Consider the following 15,598-nt stretch of genomic DNA (forward strand, 5'->3'; position numbering starts at 1 on the left):
GGGCGACGGGCAGAATATCTGAGCGGTACGTCGCAACGTTTTGGCTGATGGAATAAGGCACAAAATCGATGACGACCGTTTCAGTATTAACCACCCGGGACAAGATTGGCTATGGCCTGGGGGATATGGCCAGCGCGCTGGTCTGGCAGACGGCCACGCTGTTTCTGGCTTATTTTTACACCGATGTCTTTGGTCTTTCCGCCGCGGTGATGGGCACCATGTTTCTGGTGGTACGGGCGCTGGATGCCTGCCTGGATCCCTGTATCGGCGCGATGGTGGATCGCACCCGAACCCGTTACGGACGCTTTCGTCCCTGGCTGTTGTGGTTTGCCATTCCGTTCGGGGTGAGCTGTATGATCACCTTCTATGTGCCCGATCTCGGTACAACCGGGAAAACCCTTTACGCCTGCGCCACCTACGCGCTGTTAAGTGTGGTCTATTCTGCCATTAATGTCCCTTACTGCGCCATGCCCGGCGCCCTGACGCTGGATCCGCGCGAGCGTCATTCACTTCAATCCTGGCGCTTTGCGTTATCGTTTGTCGGCGGACTGGTCGTCACCGTGATTGCGTTGCCGCTGGTGGCCTGGCTGGGGCAGGGCAATGCGCAAGAGGGTTACTTCTTCGCCATGGGGCTGATGGGGCTGCTGGGGGTTGCGCTCTTTTTCTGCTGCTTTGCCATGACCCGGGAACGCTATTCTCCGCGCAACGACTCCAGTGGTTCGATATGGGGCGATATCAAACTGCTGGTGGCTAATTCGCAGTGGCGGATCGTTTTTGTGTTTAATATTTTGCTGCTGACCGCGGTGGTGACCCGCGGCTCTGCCACGCTCTACTACGTAAAATATGTTTTACTGCGTCCGGAGCTGGTGTTTGCCTTTATTGTTTCGGGAATGGTGGCTTCGATGCTGGGGGCGCTACTCTCAGAGAGGCTGCTCGGTAGATTTGATCGGGTGCGCTCCTATCAGTGGACGATTTTATGTTTTGTGGCGATCGGCGGCTCCATCTTCTTTTTACCCCCGACGGCGCTGTGGCTTATTTTCGCCCTGAATCTCATCTTCAGTTTTATTCAGAATCTTACCACGCCGCTGCAGTGGAGCATGTTTTCCGATGTGGTCGACTACGAAGAGCAGCGTACCGGCCGTCGGCTGGACGGGCTGGTCTTCTCCAGCGCGCTGTTCGCCATCAAAATGGGGCTGGCGCTGGGCGGTGCGGTAGTGGGATGGGTACTGGGGATGGTGGATTATCTGCCCAATACCCTGCAGCAAACGCCTCTGGTGCTGACCACCATTAATGGACTCTTCACGCTGATTCCTGCCGCGCTGTTTTTATCCATGGCGCTTCTGCTCTGTTTCTACCAGCTCAACAGTCGTCGGGTGGCCGATATCGCCGATCTGCTGGCTGCCCGACGTCAGACGGACGCAGAGACAGCGTCACCTCTACCCGTAACCCAGGAGCTAACGCATGACCGCAATCTATAAGGATCCCGCTCGCCCTGTCGCTGAACGCGTCGCCGATCTGCTGGCGCGTATGACGGCGGAGGAGAAATTCGCTCAGATGCACGCCTTCTGGCTGATTTTGTCGCCGGACGGTCAGCACCGTGAACGTACCGATTTGAGCGATACCTTCGCCGGCGTCAGCGAACAGGCGGCATTACAGGAACGTCTGAAGCTGGGCGTCGGGCAGATAACCCGGCCACTGGGAACCCATATCGTTAGCCCCAGGGATGGGGTTCGCGCCGCCAACCGGCTCCAGAAAACCCTGGTGGAGGAGACCCGGCTTGGTATCCCGGCAATGTTTCACGAAGAGTGCCTGGTGGGGCTGCTGTGCAAGGAGGCGACCCTGTTTCCTTCGCCGCTGAATTACGCTTCAAGCTGGGACCCGTCGCTGGTGGAAGCCGTGGCCGCCGCAATCGGCGCCGAAGCCCGCGCCGTGGGCTGCCACCAGGGGCTGGCGCCGGTGCTGGATGTCTCCCGTGATGTGCGCTGGGGCCGTACCGAGGAGACCTTCGGTGAGGATCCCTGGCTGGTGGGCGTGATGGCGACCCGCTATGTCCAGGGCTTACAGGGACCGGATCGCTCCCTGCTGGCGACCCTGAAGCATTATGTCGGCCACTCGTTTAGTGAAGGGGCCCGCAATCATGCTCCGGTACACATTGGCTTTCGCGAGCTGAATGATACCTTCCTGTTGCCTTTTGAGATGGCGGTGAAACTGGCGAATGCCGGATCGGTGATGCCAGCCTATCACGATATCGATAATCAACCCGCTCACTCGGATGCTTTTCTTCTGACGGAAGTACTGCGTGAACGCTGGGGATTTGATGGACTGATCGTCGCGGATTACGGCGGCGTCAGTCTGCTCCATCAGCACCATGGCGTGTCGGCGGGGCCGGCTGAGTCCGCCGCGCTGGCCTGGAATGCCGGACTGGATATCGAACTGCCGAAGGATGACTGTGCGCGGCATCTGGGCGAAGCGCTGGAGTACGGGCTGATAAGCCAGGAAAAGGTGGATCAGATAGTGGCCCGTATTCTGACCGAAAAGTTCCGGCTGGGGCTGTTCGAACAGCCTTATGTCGACGAGAACGCCATTGCACTGCAGTCGGACGAGAGCCGTCGCCTGGCGCGGGAGGTGGCGACCCGCTCGATGACGCTGCTGGAAAATAACGGCATTCTGCCGCTGCGCAACAGGCCCCGGATAGCGGTGATTGGACCGACGGCTGACGATCCGCTGGCTTTGCTTAGCGGCTACAGCTTTCCGGTGCATCTGATTATCAGTGACTGGCTGGATCAGGCGCCCCAGGTGACCACACCGCTGCAGGCGCTGCGTGAAACGCTGGGGGAAGCCCAGGTCAGCTATGCCAAAGGCTGCCATATTATTGAGCAGCGCATGGCAGGAGCGCCGGTATTTCCGGGTGAAAGCGCCGACAAACCCCAGCAGCAGTCGCCGGTCTCCCTGGATACCTCGTTAATTCCGCAGGCCGTGACGCTGGCGAAAAGCAGTGATGTGGTGGTGCTGTGCGTCGGCGATCTGGCCGGACTGTTCCAGAGCGGTACGGTTGGTGAAGGGTCGGATACCGACAGCCTGGCGCTGCCCGGCGTTCAGCAGCAGCTACTGGAAGCGTTGGTCGGGAGCGGTACCCCGGTGGTGGTGGTGATGACCGGCGGGCGGCCTTACCATCTGAACGGCTATGAAGGCCGGGTTGCCGCACTGTTGATGGTCTGGGCGCCGGGCCAGGAGGGGGGCTATGCCATTGCCGATGTACTGACCGGCGCGGCGGAGCCGCAGGGGCGGCTGGTGGTGTCGGCGCCGAAGAGCGCTGGCGCTATGCCTTACTACTACAACCACAAGCTAAAGAGCGGCGGTACGCCGCTGGCATTTCACTTCGGCGCCCGTTATCCCTTTGGTTATGGTAAAAGCTGGACCACCTTCGACTACGGCGAACTGACCCTGGCCGCTGAACGGGTGGCGAATGACGAGGCGAGCGAGATAGTCGCTCAGTTGACGGTACGCAACAGCGGTAGCGTCGCCGGCAGCGAAGTGGTGCAGCTTTACGTGCGTGATGAACTGGCGTCGCTGGCGCGTCCGGTCATGGAGCTTAAGGCGTTCGGGCGGGTGCATCTGGCCCCTGACGAACAAGCGGTGCTACGTTTTACCATCCCCGTAGATATGCTCAGCTTTACCGGGCAGGACGGTGAACGGGTGGTGGAGCCGGGAACCTTTGAGATCATGGTCGGCGCCTCCAGCGGCGATATTCGCCAGCGCGTCAGAGTACATCTGGAGGGTGATATACGCCATCCCGCCAGTCGCTGGCGGATGCTCAGTCGGTGTGAGGTGCTCGCTTAACGGTTAAGGAATGTTGTGGTGTGCGCGGTGACGGCGGACCGCGCCACCATCGTGTGTATTCGGGTAAAAAAAAGCCCACCGTAAGAGATGGGCAAAGACTACACACAGCAATTCGTTGTTTCACTCAGGGGATTTCCATGCTTATAAATCAATGCGTTGATCTATAATATGCGGCTAATAGTAGGCAGTGCCTGGGATGGCGTCGATCGGATTCCTCTCAATCGTTAATCAATTTGAAGAAATCCGGGTTCGCATTAGATAAATCTGATGGTAATTGATTAAATTGTGCGCGTATTAGATAAGATATTCTAACCAATAGGCGGGTTTTCCCCGCCTTTTCCTAAGGTTACTGAGCGGCAGACGGCTCTTCTTGTTCTGGCTCTTCCAGAATCTCCACCACCTTGTCGGGATCCTCATCAGGCAGTGGCGCTTCGCTGACCCAGACTGAGTACACTCGCCAGGAAACTGCCAGCACCACCGGACCGATAAACAGGCCGATCATGCCGAAGGCGATCATGCCACCGATAACCCCGGAGAGAATCAGCACCATTGGCAGGTCGGCGCCCATACGTATCAGGACCGGACGCAGCACGTTGTCCAAGGTGCCCACCACGCAGCTCCACACCAGCAATACGGTGCCCCAGGTGGTATCGCCGCTCCAGTAGAGCCAGATAATGGCTGGTATCAGCACCGGCAGCGGACCCAACTGAATCAGGCACGAGAGGATCATCACAACCGCCAGCAGGGTGGCGTAGGGAATGCCGGAGAGCGCCAGACCAACGCCGCCCAGCACCCCCTGGACCAGCGCGGTAACCACCACGCCCAGCGCGACGGCACGAACGGCCTGGGCCGCCAGAATCACCGCCGCATCGCCGCGTCGCGCCGCCAGCCGGCAGGCAAAGTGGCGCAAACCGTAAGCCACCTGTTCGCCGCGCCAGTAAAGCAGTACGCTAAATAGCAGCATCAGGCCGCAGTGCATCAGGAAGCGACCGATATGGGCCGCCTGGCCAATAAACCAGGTGGTGGTGGTGCCAATATAGGGACGGACCTTGTCCATGATGGCATGGCCGCCGCTTTCCACCAGGGTATTCCAGCTGGTATAGAGCTTATCGCCCGCCATCGGAATAGATTTCAGCCACTCCAGGGTTGGCAGCGTCATATGGCCACTCGTCGCCCAGTGCACCAGCGGGCCGCTGCTTTCCACTACGCTATTGACCAGCAGAGCGAAGGGCAGCACAAAGACCAGAATCAAAATCAGCATCATGACCAGAACGGCCAGCGAGCGCCGTCCCCACAGCAGTTTCTGGAGCTTAATCAGCAGCGGCCAGGTGGCGATAACCACCGTACCAGCCCAGGCAAAGCCCAGAATAAAGGGCTGCACAATCCACAGACAGGCGACGATCATCACCATTAAAAACAGTACGGACAGCAGGATCTGAGGCACATCCACGGGCCGTCGATTCATAACCATAAACGAGTATCCTTTCTTCACCCGGGCAGCGGGCACTGTAATAAAAGAGCGGTTAACATAATGATGATGTATTTCAGCCAGTTTGCACAGTCTCATTATCCTGTCAGGCGGCAGCGCGGATGGAAAAAATGTGATACAACCTAGGGCTGCGGCTGCGCAAACATAACTCACAACACTCAATGTACAGACAGGGTCACCACTAATGATCCCAGAGATTTCTCAGGCACCGGGCCTCGTGCAACTGGTGCTCAGCTTTCTGCAGGAACTGGAACAACAGGGCTATACCGGCGATACCACCACCAGCTATGCCGACAGGTTGACGATGGCCACCGACAATAGCGTTTACCAGCTAATGCCGGATGCGGTGCTGTTTCCTCGCTCGACCGCCGATGTGGCGCTGATTGCCCGCCTGGCGGACGATAGCCGCTTTAAGAGTCTGATATTTACTCCGCGCGGCGGAGGAACCGGCACCAACGGTCAGTCCCTGAACCGCGGCATCATTGTCGATATGTCGCGCTATATGAACCGCATTATCGAGATTAATCCCGAGCAGGGCTGGGTGCGGGTCGAAGCCGGGGTCATTAAGGATCAGCTTAATCAGTACCTGAAGCCCTTTGGCTACTTTTTCTCACCGGAGCTTTCCACCAGTAACCGCGCTACCCTGGGGGGCATGATTAACACCGATGCTTCCGGGCAGGGCTCGCTGGTTTATGGTAAAACCTCCGATCACGTTTTGGGCGTGCGTGCGATACTGCTGGGGGGCGAAATTCTCGACACCCGGTCTATGCCCACGGCGCTGGCGGAAGAGCTTGGGCACGATGAGACCCGAACCGGGCGCATTTATCGTACCGTGCTGGAACGCTGCCGCAGCCAGCGCCAGCTGATCCTCGACAAATTCCCGCCCCTTAACCGTTTCCTGACCGGTTACGATCTGCGTCATGTGTTCAATGACGATCTGACCCGCGTCGATCTGACCCGGATTCTGACCGGCTCCGAGGGCACCCTGGCCTTTATCACCGAAGCGAAGCTGGATATCACACCGCTGCCTAAAGTGCGCCGTCTGGTGAACGTCAAGTATGACTCCTTCGACTCAGCGTTGCGTAACGCCCCCTTTATGGTCGAGGCAAAGGCGCTGTCGGTGGAGACCGTGGATTCGAAGGTGCTGAATCTGGCGCGTCAGGATATCGTCTGGCACTCGGTGAGCGCGCTGATTACCGACGTGCCGGATAAAACCCTGCTGGGCCTGAATATCGTCGAATTTGCCGGTGATGATGAGGCCCAGATCGACCGCCAGGTTGAGCAACTGTGTCAACGGCTCGACGCGCTGATGGCGGCGGGGGAAGGCGGAGTGATCGGCTGGCAGTTGTGCTGCGATCTTGCCGATATCGAACGTATCTACGCCATGCGTAAGAAGGCGGTCGGCCTGTTGGGTAATGCGCCGGGGCAGGCCAAGCCTATCCCTTTCGCGGAAGATACCTGCGTGCCGCCGGAAAATCTGGCGGACTATATTGTTGAATTTCGCGCACTGCTCGACAGTCATGGCCTGAGCTATGGAATGTTTGGTCACGTAGATGCCGGGGTGCTGCACGTACGCCCGGCGCTGGATATGTGCGATCCCCAGCAGGAGTTGCTGATGAAGCACCTTTCCGATGAGGTGGTCGCGTTGACCTCCCGCTACGGCGGTCTGCTGTGGGGCGAACATGGCAAAGGCTTTAGGGCCGAATACAGCCCGGATTTCTTCGGCGAAACCCTGTATGAAGAGCTGCGCCGTATCAAGGCCGCCTTCGACCCGGATAACCGGTTGAACCCCGGTAAAATCTGCCCGCCGCTTGGGGTGGACGAGCCGATGATGAAGGTGGACGCGGTAAAACGCGGCACTTGGGATCGCCAGATCCCGCTGGCGGTACGCACCTCCTGGCGCGGCGCGCTGGAGTGTAACGGCAACGGCCTGTGCTTTAACTTTGATGCGAAGAGCCCGATGTGCCCTTCGATGAAAATCACCCGCCAGCGCATTCATTCTCCGAAAGGGCGCGCTACCCTGGTGCGGGAGTGGCTACGTCTGCTGGCCGAGCGCGGCGTCGATCCGCTGGCGCTGGAAAAAGAGCTGCCGGGCAAGCGCGCCACGCTGCGTAGCCTGATCGAGCGCACCCGTAACACCTGGCATGCAAAGAAGGGCGAGTATGATTTTTCGCACGAGGTAAAAACGGCGATGTCGGGCTGCCTGGCCTGTAAAGCCTGCTCCACTCAGTGTCCGATCAAAATCGACGTTCCGGAATTTCGCTCCCGTTTCCTGCAACTTTATCACACCCGTTACCTGAGGCCGGTGCGTGACCACCTGGTGGCGACGGTGGAAAGCTATGCGCCGCTTATGGCGCGGGCGCCGCGTACCTTTAACTTCTTTATGGGCCAGCCCTGGGTGCGCAATCTGGCGCGTCACCGCATTGGTATGGTGGATCTGCCTGCGCTATCGGTGCCTTCTCTGCAGCAGCAACTGGTGGGACATCGCTCGGCGGGAATGACCCTGGAGCAGCTGGAAAAACTCAGCGTAGAGGAGCGCAGCCGTACGCTGCTGATAGTCCAGGATCCCTTCACCAGCTACTATGATGCCCGGGTGGTGGCGGATCTGGTGCGCCTGGCGGAAAAACTGGGCTGGCAGCCGGTGGTGTTGCCGTTTTCACCTAACGGTAAGGCGCAACATATTAAGGGCTTCCTGCAGCGCTTTGCCCGTACCGCCCGTAAGACCGCCGATTTTCTTAATCGTATCGCGCAACTCGGCATGCCGATGGTGGGGGTCGATCCGGCGCTGGTGCTCTGCTATCGCGACGAGTATCGTCAGACTCTGGGGGAAGAGCGCGGCGACTTTCAGGTCCTGCTGGTGCATGAATGGTTGACCGCAGCGCTGAAGACCCGAGAGGCACTGGCGCCCTGCGGTGAATCCTGGTATCTGTTCGGCCACTGTACCGAATCGACGGCGCTACCCGGCGCGGCGGCGCAGTGGGGGGCCATTTTCCGCCAGATGGGGGCGCAGCTCGAAAGCGTCAGCGTGGGTTGCTGCGGCATGGCGGGTACCTACGGTCATGAAACCAGCAACCTGGCGAATTCGCTGGGGATTTATGAACTTTCATGGCATCAGGCGCTGCAAAAGTTACCGCGTAACCGCTGCCTGGCGACCGGCTATTCCTGTCGCAGCCAGGTTAAACGCGTGGAGGGCAGCGGCATTCGGCATCCGTTGCAGGCTCTGTTGGAGATAATGGGATGATTTGGCGACGCGAAGCCTCGCTGGAGGCGCTGAACGCGATGGGGAATGGCAACATGGTGGGGCTGCTCGGCATCCGCTTTGTTCACCTTGGCGATGAGGTGCTCGAGGCCACCATGCCGGTGGATGAGCGCACGCGTCAGCCGTTCGGTCTGCTGCACGGCGGCGCCTCGGTGGTGCTGGCGGAAACCCTGGGGTCGGTGGCCGGCTGGCTTTGTACTGAGGGGGAGCAGAAGGTGGTGGGGCTGGAGGTTAACGCCAACCATCTGCGGGCGGTACGGGAAGGTCTGGTGCGCGGCAGCTGTCGGGCGCTACATCTGGGGCGGCGTCATCAGGTGTGGCAGATAGAGATCGCCGATGAGGCCGGGCGCCTGTGCTGTAGCGCGCGCCTGACTACGGCACTGGTCTGAATTCTGGTCACAAAATCGCCGGAGGTGGTTGCTAATGTTGCCTGGATGTTGCACACTTGAGTGGCTTTTTTCAGATCAACCACGCAGGAGAATGATGAATGAAAACCAATCGTCAGGCCCGTAAGTTACTGAAAATGGACCACTGGACCTCGAACAAGTACAAAGTCCGCGTCGGCGAGGATGGCACCGAAAGTGTCGCCCGTAAGGCAGGCGGCAGAAAATAAGCCTCCAAACCTTAGCCTGAGCCCGCCATTCGGCGGGCTTTTTGTTGGGCGGCTATCCGGCCTGTGGCTGGGATGGCAGAAAATGAATCATCATGCCGTCGGATGGGCGGTGCTCCACCCGGGCCTCCACCTGCCAGGCACGGGCAATGTTGCCGGGCGTCAGCACCCGCTCGGGTTCTCCCTGCGCAGTTACGGCGCCGTGATTCAGCAATACCAGATGCTGGCAGTAGCGGGCAGCCAGGTTGAGATCGTGCAGGGCGATAATCACCGTGATCGGCAGTTCCTGAATCAACTGCATCAGCGCCAGCTGGTGGCGGATATCAAGGTGATTGGTCGGTTCATCCAGTAATAACAGCTGCGGCTTTTGCGCCAGCGCCCGGGCAATCTGGCAGCGCTGACGTTCGCCGCCGGATAGCTGACGCCACGGACGATAGGCCAACGCCTGTAGCTGCGTCATTCGAATAGCCCGTTCCACAGCTTCACTATCCTCACGGCGCCAGGCGGAAAACGCGCCGCGATGCGGCGTGCGGCCCAGGCGGACGATCTGTTCGACTCGCAGGTCGGGATCGGCGCTGGCGTGCTGGGGAACAAAGGCCAGCCGACGGGCGAGGGCGCGGTGCGGGAACGCAGCCATCGGGGTCGCGCCCAGGGTAATGCATGGCGGGTGCGTGGTTATTAGCCCGGCCAGGCAGCGTAGCAGGGTCGACTTCCCGGAGCCGTTTGGCCCCAGCAGTCCGACAGCCTGGCCCGGCGCGGCGCTAAACGCCACATCGCGCAGAATGGCACGGCCTTTCAGCGTTACGCTCAGACGTTCGACACAGAGTCTCATTGGGGCTTCTCCCGGGTGCGGTACAGGATGATGGCGAAGGCCGGCGCGCCGATCAGGGCGGTGACCACGCCGACGGGCAGCACCTGGTGGGCGATCAGGCTACGTGATGCCAGATCGGCCAGAATCATAAAGTGGCTGCCCATCAGAAAAACGATGGGGATGAGCGTCAGGTGGCTGGTACGGGTCAGCATTCTGGCCACGTGGGGAATAACCAGCCCTACGAAACCCACGGCGCCGATAGCGCTGACGATCGTGGCGGTCACCAGCGCGGTGACCAGTAGCAGCACGACCCGTAGCCGGATCACCGGAATGCCGAGCGTGGCGGCTACCTCTTCGCCGAAGGCAAAGGCGTCCAGCGAGCGGGCATAGCACAGGGCGATGACCAGACCTGCCGCTGCGGTTGCCAGCCCCAGTAGCGCTTCCGGCCAGCGAACCCCGCTCAGGCTACCCATTAGCCAGAACATGACGCCGCGTGACTGCTCGGCATTGGCGGAGGTGCTGACCACCCAGGCCGTCAGCGCGTTAAATAGCTGGGTTCCCGCCACGCCCGCCAGAATGATGCGCGTGGCGTCATCGCGCAGGCCTCCCGCCAACAGCATAATCAGCCCGAAGGCGCAGCAGGCGCCGAGAAAGGCGCCACCACTGACGCCGAGCAGCCCGCCGCCCACGCCCAGCAGCATAATACATACCGCGCCGGTGGAGGCGCCCGCCGAGATCCCCAGTAGCCACGGCTCCGCAAGGGGATTGCGCAGCAGGGTTTGCAGTATCAGGCCACATAGCGCCAGGCCGCCGCCGCTACAGGCCGCCATCAGCGCGCGGCTCATGCGGTACTGCCAGACGATCCCTTCATCGATGGGCGACAAGCGGTAGTGGCCGATGCCCAGGCCGTTGGCGATGGCCCTCACGACGTCAGCGGGAGCGATCGGCATATCGCCGCTGGCCGCGGTGACCACCATCATTAGCGGAAGGCTGAGGGCGCCGCTCAGAATCAGCAGGGCGTTACGATTTTTCATCATGGGAGCTGTTTACCGATCTGTTCCACGGCATCGACGTTACGCAATGAAGGGTTCAGCGACATGGCGGGAACCACGATGATACGGCCCTGTTTCACTGCCGGTATCTCCCGGGTGACCGGATCCTTTTTCAGAAAGGCGATTTTTGCCGCGGCGTTATCGGCAGGATAGAGTCGACGTTCCATACTGGCGATAACAATAATATCGGGCCGGGAGCGGGCAATATGCTCCCAGGTGACCGCCGGCCACTCCTCCCGGGAATCGATAATATTTTGCAGGCCCAGGGTGCGGCTGATCCAGCCCGGCGCGCCATCGCTGCCCGCGACCCAGGGATCGCCGTTCAGGCGGGGGCTGGAAAACCAGTACACTACCTTAAGAGGGGCGGAGCCGGGGCGCGCTGCCTGCTGGCGGGCATGCCCAATACGTTGCTTAAGCTGGTGTCGCAGCGCCTGGCCCCGTTCGGTAACGTTAAAAATGCGCGCCAGTTCGTCGATCTCGCGGTTAATGCTCTCCAGGGTAAAGGGGGTAGTGCGGGCGCCGTCGCCGTTAGAGTCGGCGGTGACGGCTTTACCGACACAGTCGGCCGGCGCTACCCAGGTGTGGATACCCAGATCTTCGAAGCGCTTCCGGGTTGCGACTTCGCCACGGGGGCCCAGGTGCCAACTGTACTGCGCCAGCACCAGATCGGGGCGTTGGGCGGCGACAGCTTCGAATCCTGGCGCGTTATCCGCCAGTCGTTTCAGCCCCTGGCCTGCAGGTGCCAGCGCCGGAGGCAGGCGGCCAAACCAGACCGCAGTACCGACAATGCTCTTGCCTAACCCCAGCGCCAGCAGCAGCTCGGTTTCGTGTTGCCCAAGCGTAACCACCCGTTGCGGCGACTGGTGGAAGGTCTGCGAACGGCCGCAGTTTTCCACCGTCAGCGGATAGTGTGTCGCGTGGCTTTGCGCATAAACGCTGCCCGTCAGGCAGAGCAGTGCGGGCAGTAATCGCAGTGATTTTCTGAACATGGGTATCCCTTATCCCCTGAAAACGGGGGCTGGAAAATTAATTTGTTGATGTTATAACATAACAAAACCAGCAAAGAATAGACCTTCACTTTTAATGATATAAGGGGTTGCCACCATGTCAGAGCCGTTCACCAGACGCCGTGAGGCGAAAAAACTCCCTGTTACCGTACTGTCGGGATTTCTCGGCGCGGGTAAGACCACACTGCTTAACCATATCCTCAACAACCGCGAACAGCTGCGCGTGGCGCTGATTGTGAACGATATGTCGGAAGTGAATATCGATGCCGGACTGGTCAGGGGCGGCGAAGCGGCGCTGTCGCGCACCGACGAAAAGCTGGTAGAGATGAGCAACGGCTGTATCTGCTGCACGCTACGCGAGGATCTGCTGCTGGAGGTTAACCGGCTGGCCAGAGAAGGGCGCTTTGATTATCTGTTGATTGAATCTACCGGGATATCGGAACCGCTACCGGTGGCGGAAACCTTCACCTTTGCCGACGAAAACGGCGACTGCCTGGCGGATATCGCCCGGCTGGATACCATGGTCACCGTAGTGGATGCCTGCAACTTTCTGAGAGATTACGAAGAAGGGGAAAGCCTGCATGCGCGCGGTGAATCGTTGGGAGATCAGGATAGCCGCACGGTGGTGGATCTGCTGATTGACCAGATTGAGTTCTGCAACGTCCTGGTGGTGAATAAAACCGACCTGGTCAGCGAAGGCCAGTTACGTAAGATAGTGGCGATTCTTCACTCCCTGAACCCGGAAGCGCGGATCCTGTATACCCGCTTCGGTGAGGTCGCGCTGGAAGATGTGCTGGATACCGGACTGTTCGATTTCGACAAGGCCGCTCAGGCGCCGGGATGGCTTAAGGAGCTGCGGGGCGAGCATATTCCGGAAACCGAAGAATACGGTATCAGCAGTTTTGTCTGGCGGGCGCGGCGTCCGTTTCATCCCAAACGCTTCCATCACCTGGTGATGCATGACCTTACGGGCGTGATTCGCTCCAAAGGCTATTTCTGGCTGGCGAGCCGCCCGATGTACGCCGGTATCTGGTCCCAGGCTGGCGGAGTGGCGCGACAGGAGCCGGGCGGTATGTGGTGGGCGGCGGTACCGGGCAATCGCTGGCCGACCGATCCGGAATCTCTGGATTTTATTCGCCGTCACTGGGTGGATGGCGTGGGCGATGCGCGTCAGGAGCTGGTCTTTATCGGCAGTGAAATAGATGAGGACGGGCTGCGGCAGCGGCTTGATGCCGCGCTGCTTAACGATGATGGGATGGTCATGGGGCCGGAAGCCTGGCGCCGGTTCAGCGATCCCTTTGACCCCTGGTTTGCCGAAACGCTCTGATATTCCCCCCTCAGACGCCGCTTCATCTTTCCGGCGTCTGTATTTCCCTCTGCCGCTATCAGATAAATAGGCATTGCCTATGCACCTTTAACACTGATTGCTAAAGCCTTTTGCGCATTGTGACTGATTCTATAGATATCAATTATATAGAACGCAGGTCGTGATGACGGCAAGCGTGGTTGCAGGGTCTATCCTTATAAAAAACCCCCGTAAAAGCTCTCCAGCGGTGAATGCCCCTGCGGAGCTTGGGTTGAAGTGAGAATCGTTATCACTACCATAGTGTTATCGGCCCATTAATGGGGCCAAAAGTGAGGTGAAGCTATGGAACTGCATGCAGGAACATTTGAACCCGGCGACTTTGCCTGGCAGGGGCTGACGCTGACGTCAGCGGCCGCGGAGCAGATTCGCCAGTTAACTCAACGGGAGCCGGGCATACTCGGCCTGCGGTTGGGGGTGAAAAAGAGCGGCTGTGCGGGTTTTGGCTACGTGCTGGATACCGTGAGCGAGCCCCAGGCTGACGATCTCCTGTATCAGCGCGACGGCGCCCGGCTGTACGTATCGACCCAGGCGATGCCGTTTATCGACGGTACCGAAGTGGATTATGTGCACGAAGGTTTAAACCAGGTCTTTAAATTTCATAACCCGAAAGCGCAGAACGAATGCGGCTGCGGCGAAAGCTTTGGGGTTCAGGCGGAATAGTTATGTCCAGAGATACCACAGAAGACAATGTACAAACCTGGAGCGGAAGCCTGAACTATAAAGAGGGCTTCTTCACACAGCTACAGACCGATGAACTGGCGAAAGGCATTAATGAAGAGGTGGTGCGCGCCATTTCAGCGCGCCGCAACGAGCCCGACTGGATGCTGGAGTTTCGTCTTAGTGCCTTCCACGCCTGGCAGAAAATGGAAGAGCCGCACTGGCTGAAGGCGCACTACGACAAGCTCAACTATCAGGATTACAGCTATTACTCGGCGCCTTCCTGCGGCAACTGCGACGATAACTGCGCATCGCAGCCGGGCGCCGTGCAGCAGACCGGCCAGGAGAGCGCCTTTCTGACCAAAGAGGTGGAAGAGGCCTTTAACCAGTTGGGCGTACCTGTGCGGGAAGGGAGAGAGGTGGCGGTGGACGCGATCTTCGACTCGGTCTCTGTCGCCACCACCTACCGCGACAAGCTGGCGAGTCTGGGCATTATTTTCTGCTCTTTTGGCGAAGCGATTCACGAATACCCGGATCTGGTGAAGAAGTACCTCGGTACCGTAGTGCCGGGCAACGATAACTTTTTCGCCGCGCTGAACGCTGCGGTGGCATCGGACGGCACCTTTATCTATGTCCCGAAAGGGGTGCGCTGCCCGATGGAGCTTTCCACCTACTTCCGTATTAACGCCGAAAAAACCGGTCAGTTCGAACGCACCATTTTGGTGGCAGACGAAGGTAGCTACGTCAGCTATATCGAAGGCTGCTCGGCACCGGTACGCGACAGCTACCAGCTCCATGCCGCGGTGGTCGAGGTCATCATCCACAGGGATGCCGAAGTGAAATACTCCACGGTGCAGAACTGGTTCCCTGGCGACAGCAATAACGGTGGGATTCTGAACTTCGTCACCAAACGTGCGCTGTGCGAAGGGGAAAACAGCAAAATGTCCTGGACCCAGTCTGAAACCGGATCAGCCATTACCTGGAAATACCCGAGCTGTATTTTGCGTGGCGATAACTCCATCGGCGAGTTTTTCTCGGTGGCGCTGACCAGCGGCCGTCAGCAGGCGGATACCGGCACCAAAATGATTCATATCGGTAAAAACACCCGCTCCACCATTATTTCGAAGGGCATTTCCGCAGGCCAGAGCCAGAACAGCTATCGCGGACTGGTGAAGATCATGCCGACCGCCACTAACGCCCGCAACTTCACCCAGTGCGATTCGATGCTGATTGGCGAAGAGTGCGGCGCCCACACCTTCCCGTATGTGGAGTGCCGCAACAACAGCGCCCAACTGGAACATGAAGCTACCACTTCGCGCATTGGCGAAGATCAGCTGTTCTACTGCCTGCAACGCGGCATCAGTGAAGACGATGCGATTTCGATGATCGTCAACGGATTCTGTAAGGATGTTTTCTCGGAGCTGCCGCTGGAATTCGCGGTAGAGGCCCAGAAGCTGCTGGCCATCAGCCTTGAGCACAGCGTCGGGTAACCGCAGTTTTATAAAGG

At 59.2% G+C, this 15,598-nt stretch carries 12 protein-coding genes and 1 other RNA gene; 8 read left to right on the forward strand and 5 right to left on the reverse strand.

The annotated features are described in order from the left end of the window. Window positions 1-68: 68 nt before the first annotated feature. Both SCU88_RS10565 and SCU88_RS10570 read left to right on the forward strand, forming a co-directional pair. Window positions 69-1,478, forward strand: coding sequence for a glycoside-pentoside-hexuronide (GPH):cation symporter (locus tag SCU88_RS10565; RefSeq protein WP_175342183.1), 1,410 nt, complete (start codon window positions 69-71; stop codon window positions 1,476-1,478). Then, on the forward strand, window positions 1,462-3,840 hold the full coding sequence (locus SCU88_RS10570) for a glycoside hydrolase family 3 N-terminal domain-containing protein (protein WP_175342182.1): 2,379 nt from the start codon (window positions 1,462-1,464) through the stop codon (window positions 3,838-3,840). The genes SCU88_RS10565 and SCU88_RS10570 overlap by 17 nt, the downstream gene beginning before the upstream one ends. A gap of 63 nt (window positions 3,841-3,903) precedes the next feature. Here SCU88_RS10570 and rprA read toward each other — a convergent pair. Both rprA and ydiK read right to left on the reverse strand, forming a co-directional pair. Further along, window positions 3,904-4,010, reverse strand: an RNA gene (gene rprA / locus SCU88_RS10575) — antisense sRNA RprA. A gap of 176 nt (window positions 4,011-4,186) precedes the next feature. Then, entirely contained in the window at window positions 4,187-5,311 is a 1,125-nt protein-coding gene (ydiK, locus tag SCU88_RS10580) for an AI-2E family transporter YdiK (RefSeq protein ID WP_175342181.1), read from the reverse strand. 202 nt (window positions 5,312-5,513) lie between these two features. On the opposite strand from ydiK, the gene ydiJ reads away from it, so the two are divergent. The 3 genes from ydiJ (at window position 5,514) to sra (ending at window position 9,201) form a co-directional block, all read left to right on the forward strand. Next, complete coding sequence (ydiJ, locus tag SCU88_RS10585; RefSeq protein ID WP_138097242.1) at window positions 5,514-8,570, forward strand: D-2-hydroxyglutarate dehydrogenase YdiJ; 3,057 nt, start codon at window positions 5,514-5,516, stop codon at window positions 8,568-8,570. Continuing rightward, window positions 8,567-8,977: a 1,4-dihydroxy-2-naphthoyl-CoA hydrolase gene (menI, locus tag SCU88_RS10590; RefSeq protein WP_138097243.1), complete on the forward strand. Its 411-nt coding sequence runs from the start codon at window positions 8,567-8,569 to the stop codon at window positions 8,975-8,977. Before ydiJ ends, menI begins: the two co-directional genes overlap by 4 nt. Window positions 8,978-9,075: 98 nt before the next feature. Continuing rightward, the gene (sra, locus tag SCU88_RS10595; protein ID WP_138097244.1) at window positions 9,076-9,201 is read left to right on the forward strand and encodes a stationary-phase-induced ribosome-associated protein; all 126 of its coding nucleotides are present in this window, start codon (window positions 9,076-9,078) and stop codon (window positions 9,199-9,201) included. Window positions 9,202-9,253: 52 nt separating this feature from the next. Here sra and SCU88_RS10600 read toward each other — a convergent pair whose 3' ends face one another. Genes SCU88_RS10600 through SCU88_RS10610 form a run of 3 tightly spaced genes read right to left on the reverse strand, consistent with a single transcriptional unit; the run spans window position 9,254 to window position 12,050 of the window. Next, window positions 9,254-10,030 carry an ATP-binding cassette domain-containing protein gene (locus tag SCU88_RS10600; protein WP_175342180.1) on the reverse strand — a complete coding sequence of 259 codons (777 nt, stop codon included), beginning with the start codon at window positions 10,028-10,030 and terminating at the stop codon, window positions 9,254-9,256. Continuing rightward, window positions 10,027-11,046 carry an iron chelate uptake ABC transporter family permease subunit gene (locus SCU88_RS10605; RefSeq protein ID WP_175342179.1) on the reverse strand — a complete coding sequence of 340 codons (1,020 nt, stop codon included), beginning with the start codon at window positions 11,044-11,046 and terminating at the stop codon, window positions 10,027-10,029. The genes SCU88_RS10600 and SCU88_RS10605 overlap by 4 nt, the downstream gene beginning before the upstream one ends. Then, the gene (locus SCU88_RS10610) at window positions 11,043-12,050 is read right to left on the reverse strand and encodes an ABC transporter substrate-binding protein (protein WP_175342178.1); all 1,008 of its coding nucleotides are present in this window, start codon (window positions 12,048-12,050) and stop codon (window positions 11,043-11,045) included. Before SCU88_RS10610 ends, SCU88_RS10605 begins: the two co-directional genes overlap by 4 nt. A 115-nt stretch (window positions 12,051-12,165) precedes the next feature. Here SCU88_RS10610 and zigA point away from each other — a divergent pair, with 115 nt between their 5' ends. The 3 genes from zigA (at window position 12,166) to sufB (ending at window position 15,581) form a co-directional block, all read left to right on the forward strand. Beyond that, a complete protein-coding gene (gene zigA, locus SCU88_RS10615; RefSeq protein ID WP_175342177.1) occupies window positions 12,166-13,395 on the forward strand; it encodes a zinc metallochaperone GTPase ZigA in 1,230 nt (409 codons plus the stop codon). 321 nt (window positions 13,396-13,716) lie between these two features. After that, the gene (gene sufA / locus SCU88_RS10620) at window positions 13,717-14,094 is read left to right on the forward strand and encodes a Fe-S cluster assembly scaffold SufA (protein WP_138097248.1); all 378 of its coding nucleotides are present in this window, start codon (window positions 13,717-13,719) and stop codon (window positions 14,092-14,094) included. 2 nt (window positions 14,095-14,096) lie between these two features. Continuing rightward, window positions 14,097-15,581 carry a Fe-S cluster assembly protein SufB gene (gene sufB, locus SCU88_RS10625; protein WP_138097249.1) on the forward strand — a complete coding sequence of 495 codons (1,485 nt, stop codon included), beginning with the start codon at window positions 14,097-14,099 and terminating at the stop codon, window positions 15,579-15,581. The last annotated feature ends 17 nt before the right edge of the window (window positions 15,582-15,598 follow it).

This window comes from Jejuibacter sp. L23, assembly GCF_050815825.1.
GTDB lineage: Bacteria > Pseudomonadota > Gammaproteobacteria > Enterobacterales > Enterobacteriaceae > Jejubacter > Jejubacter calystegiae.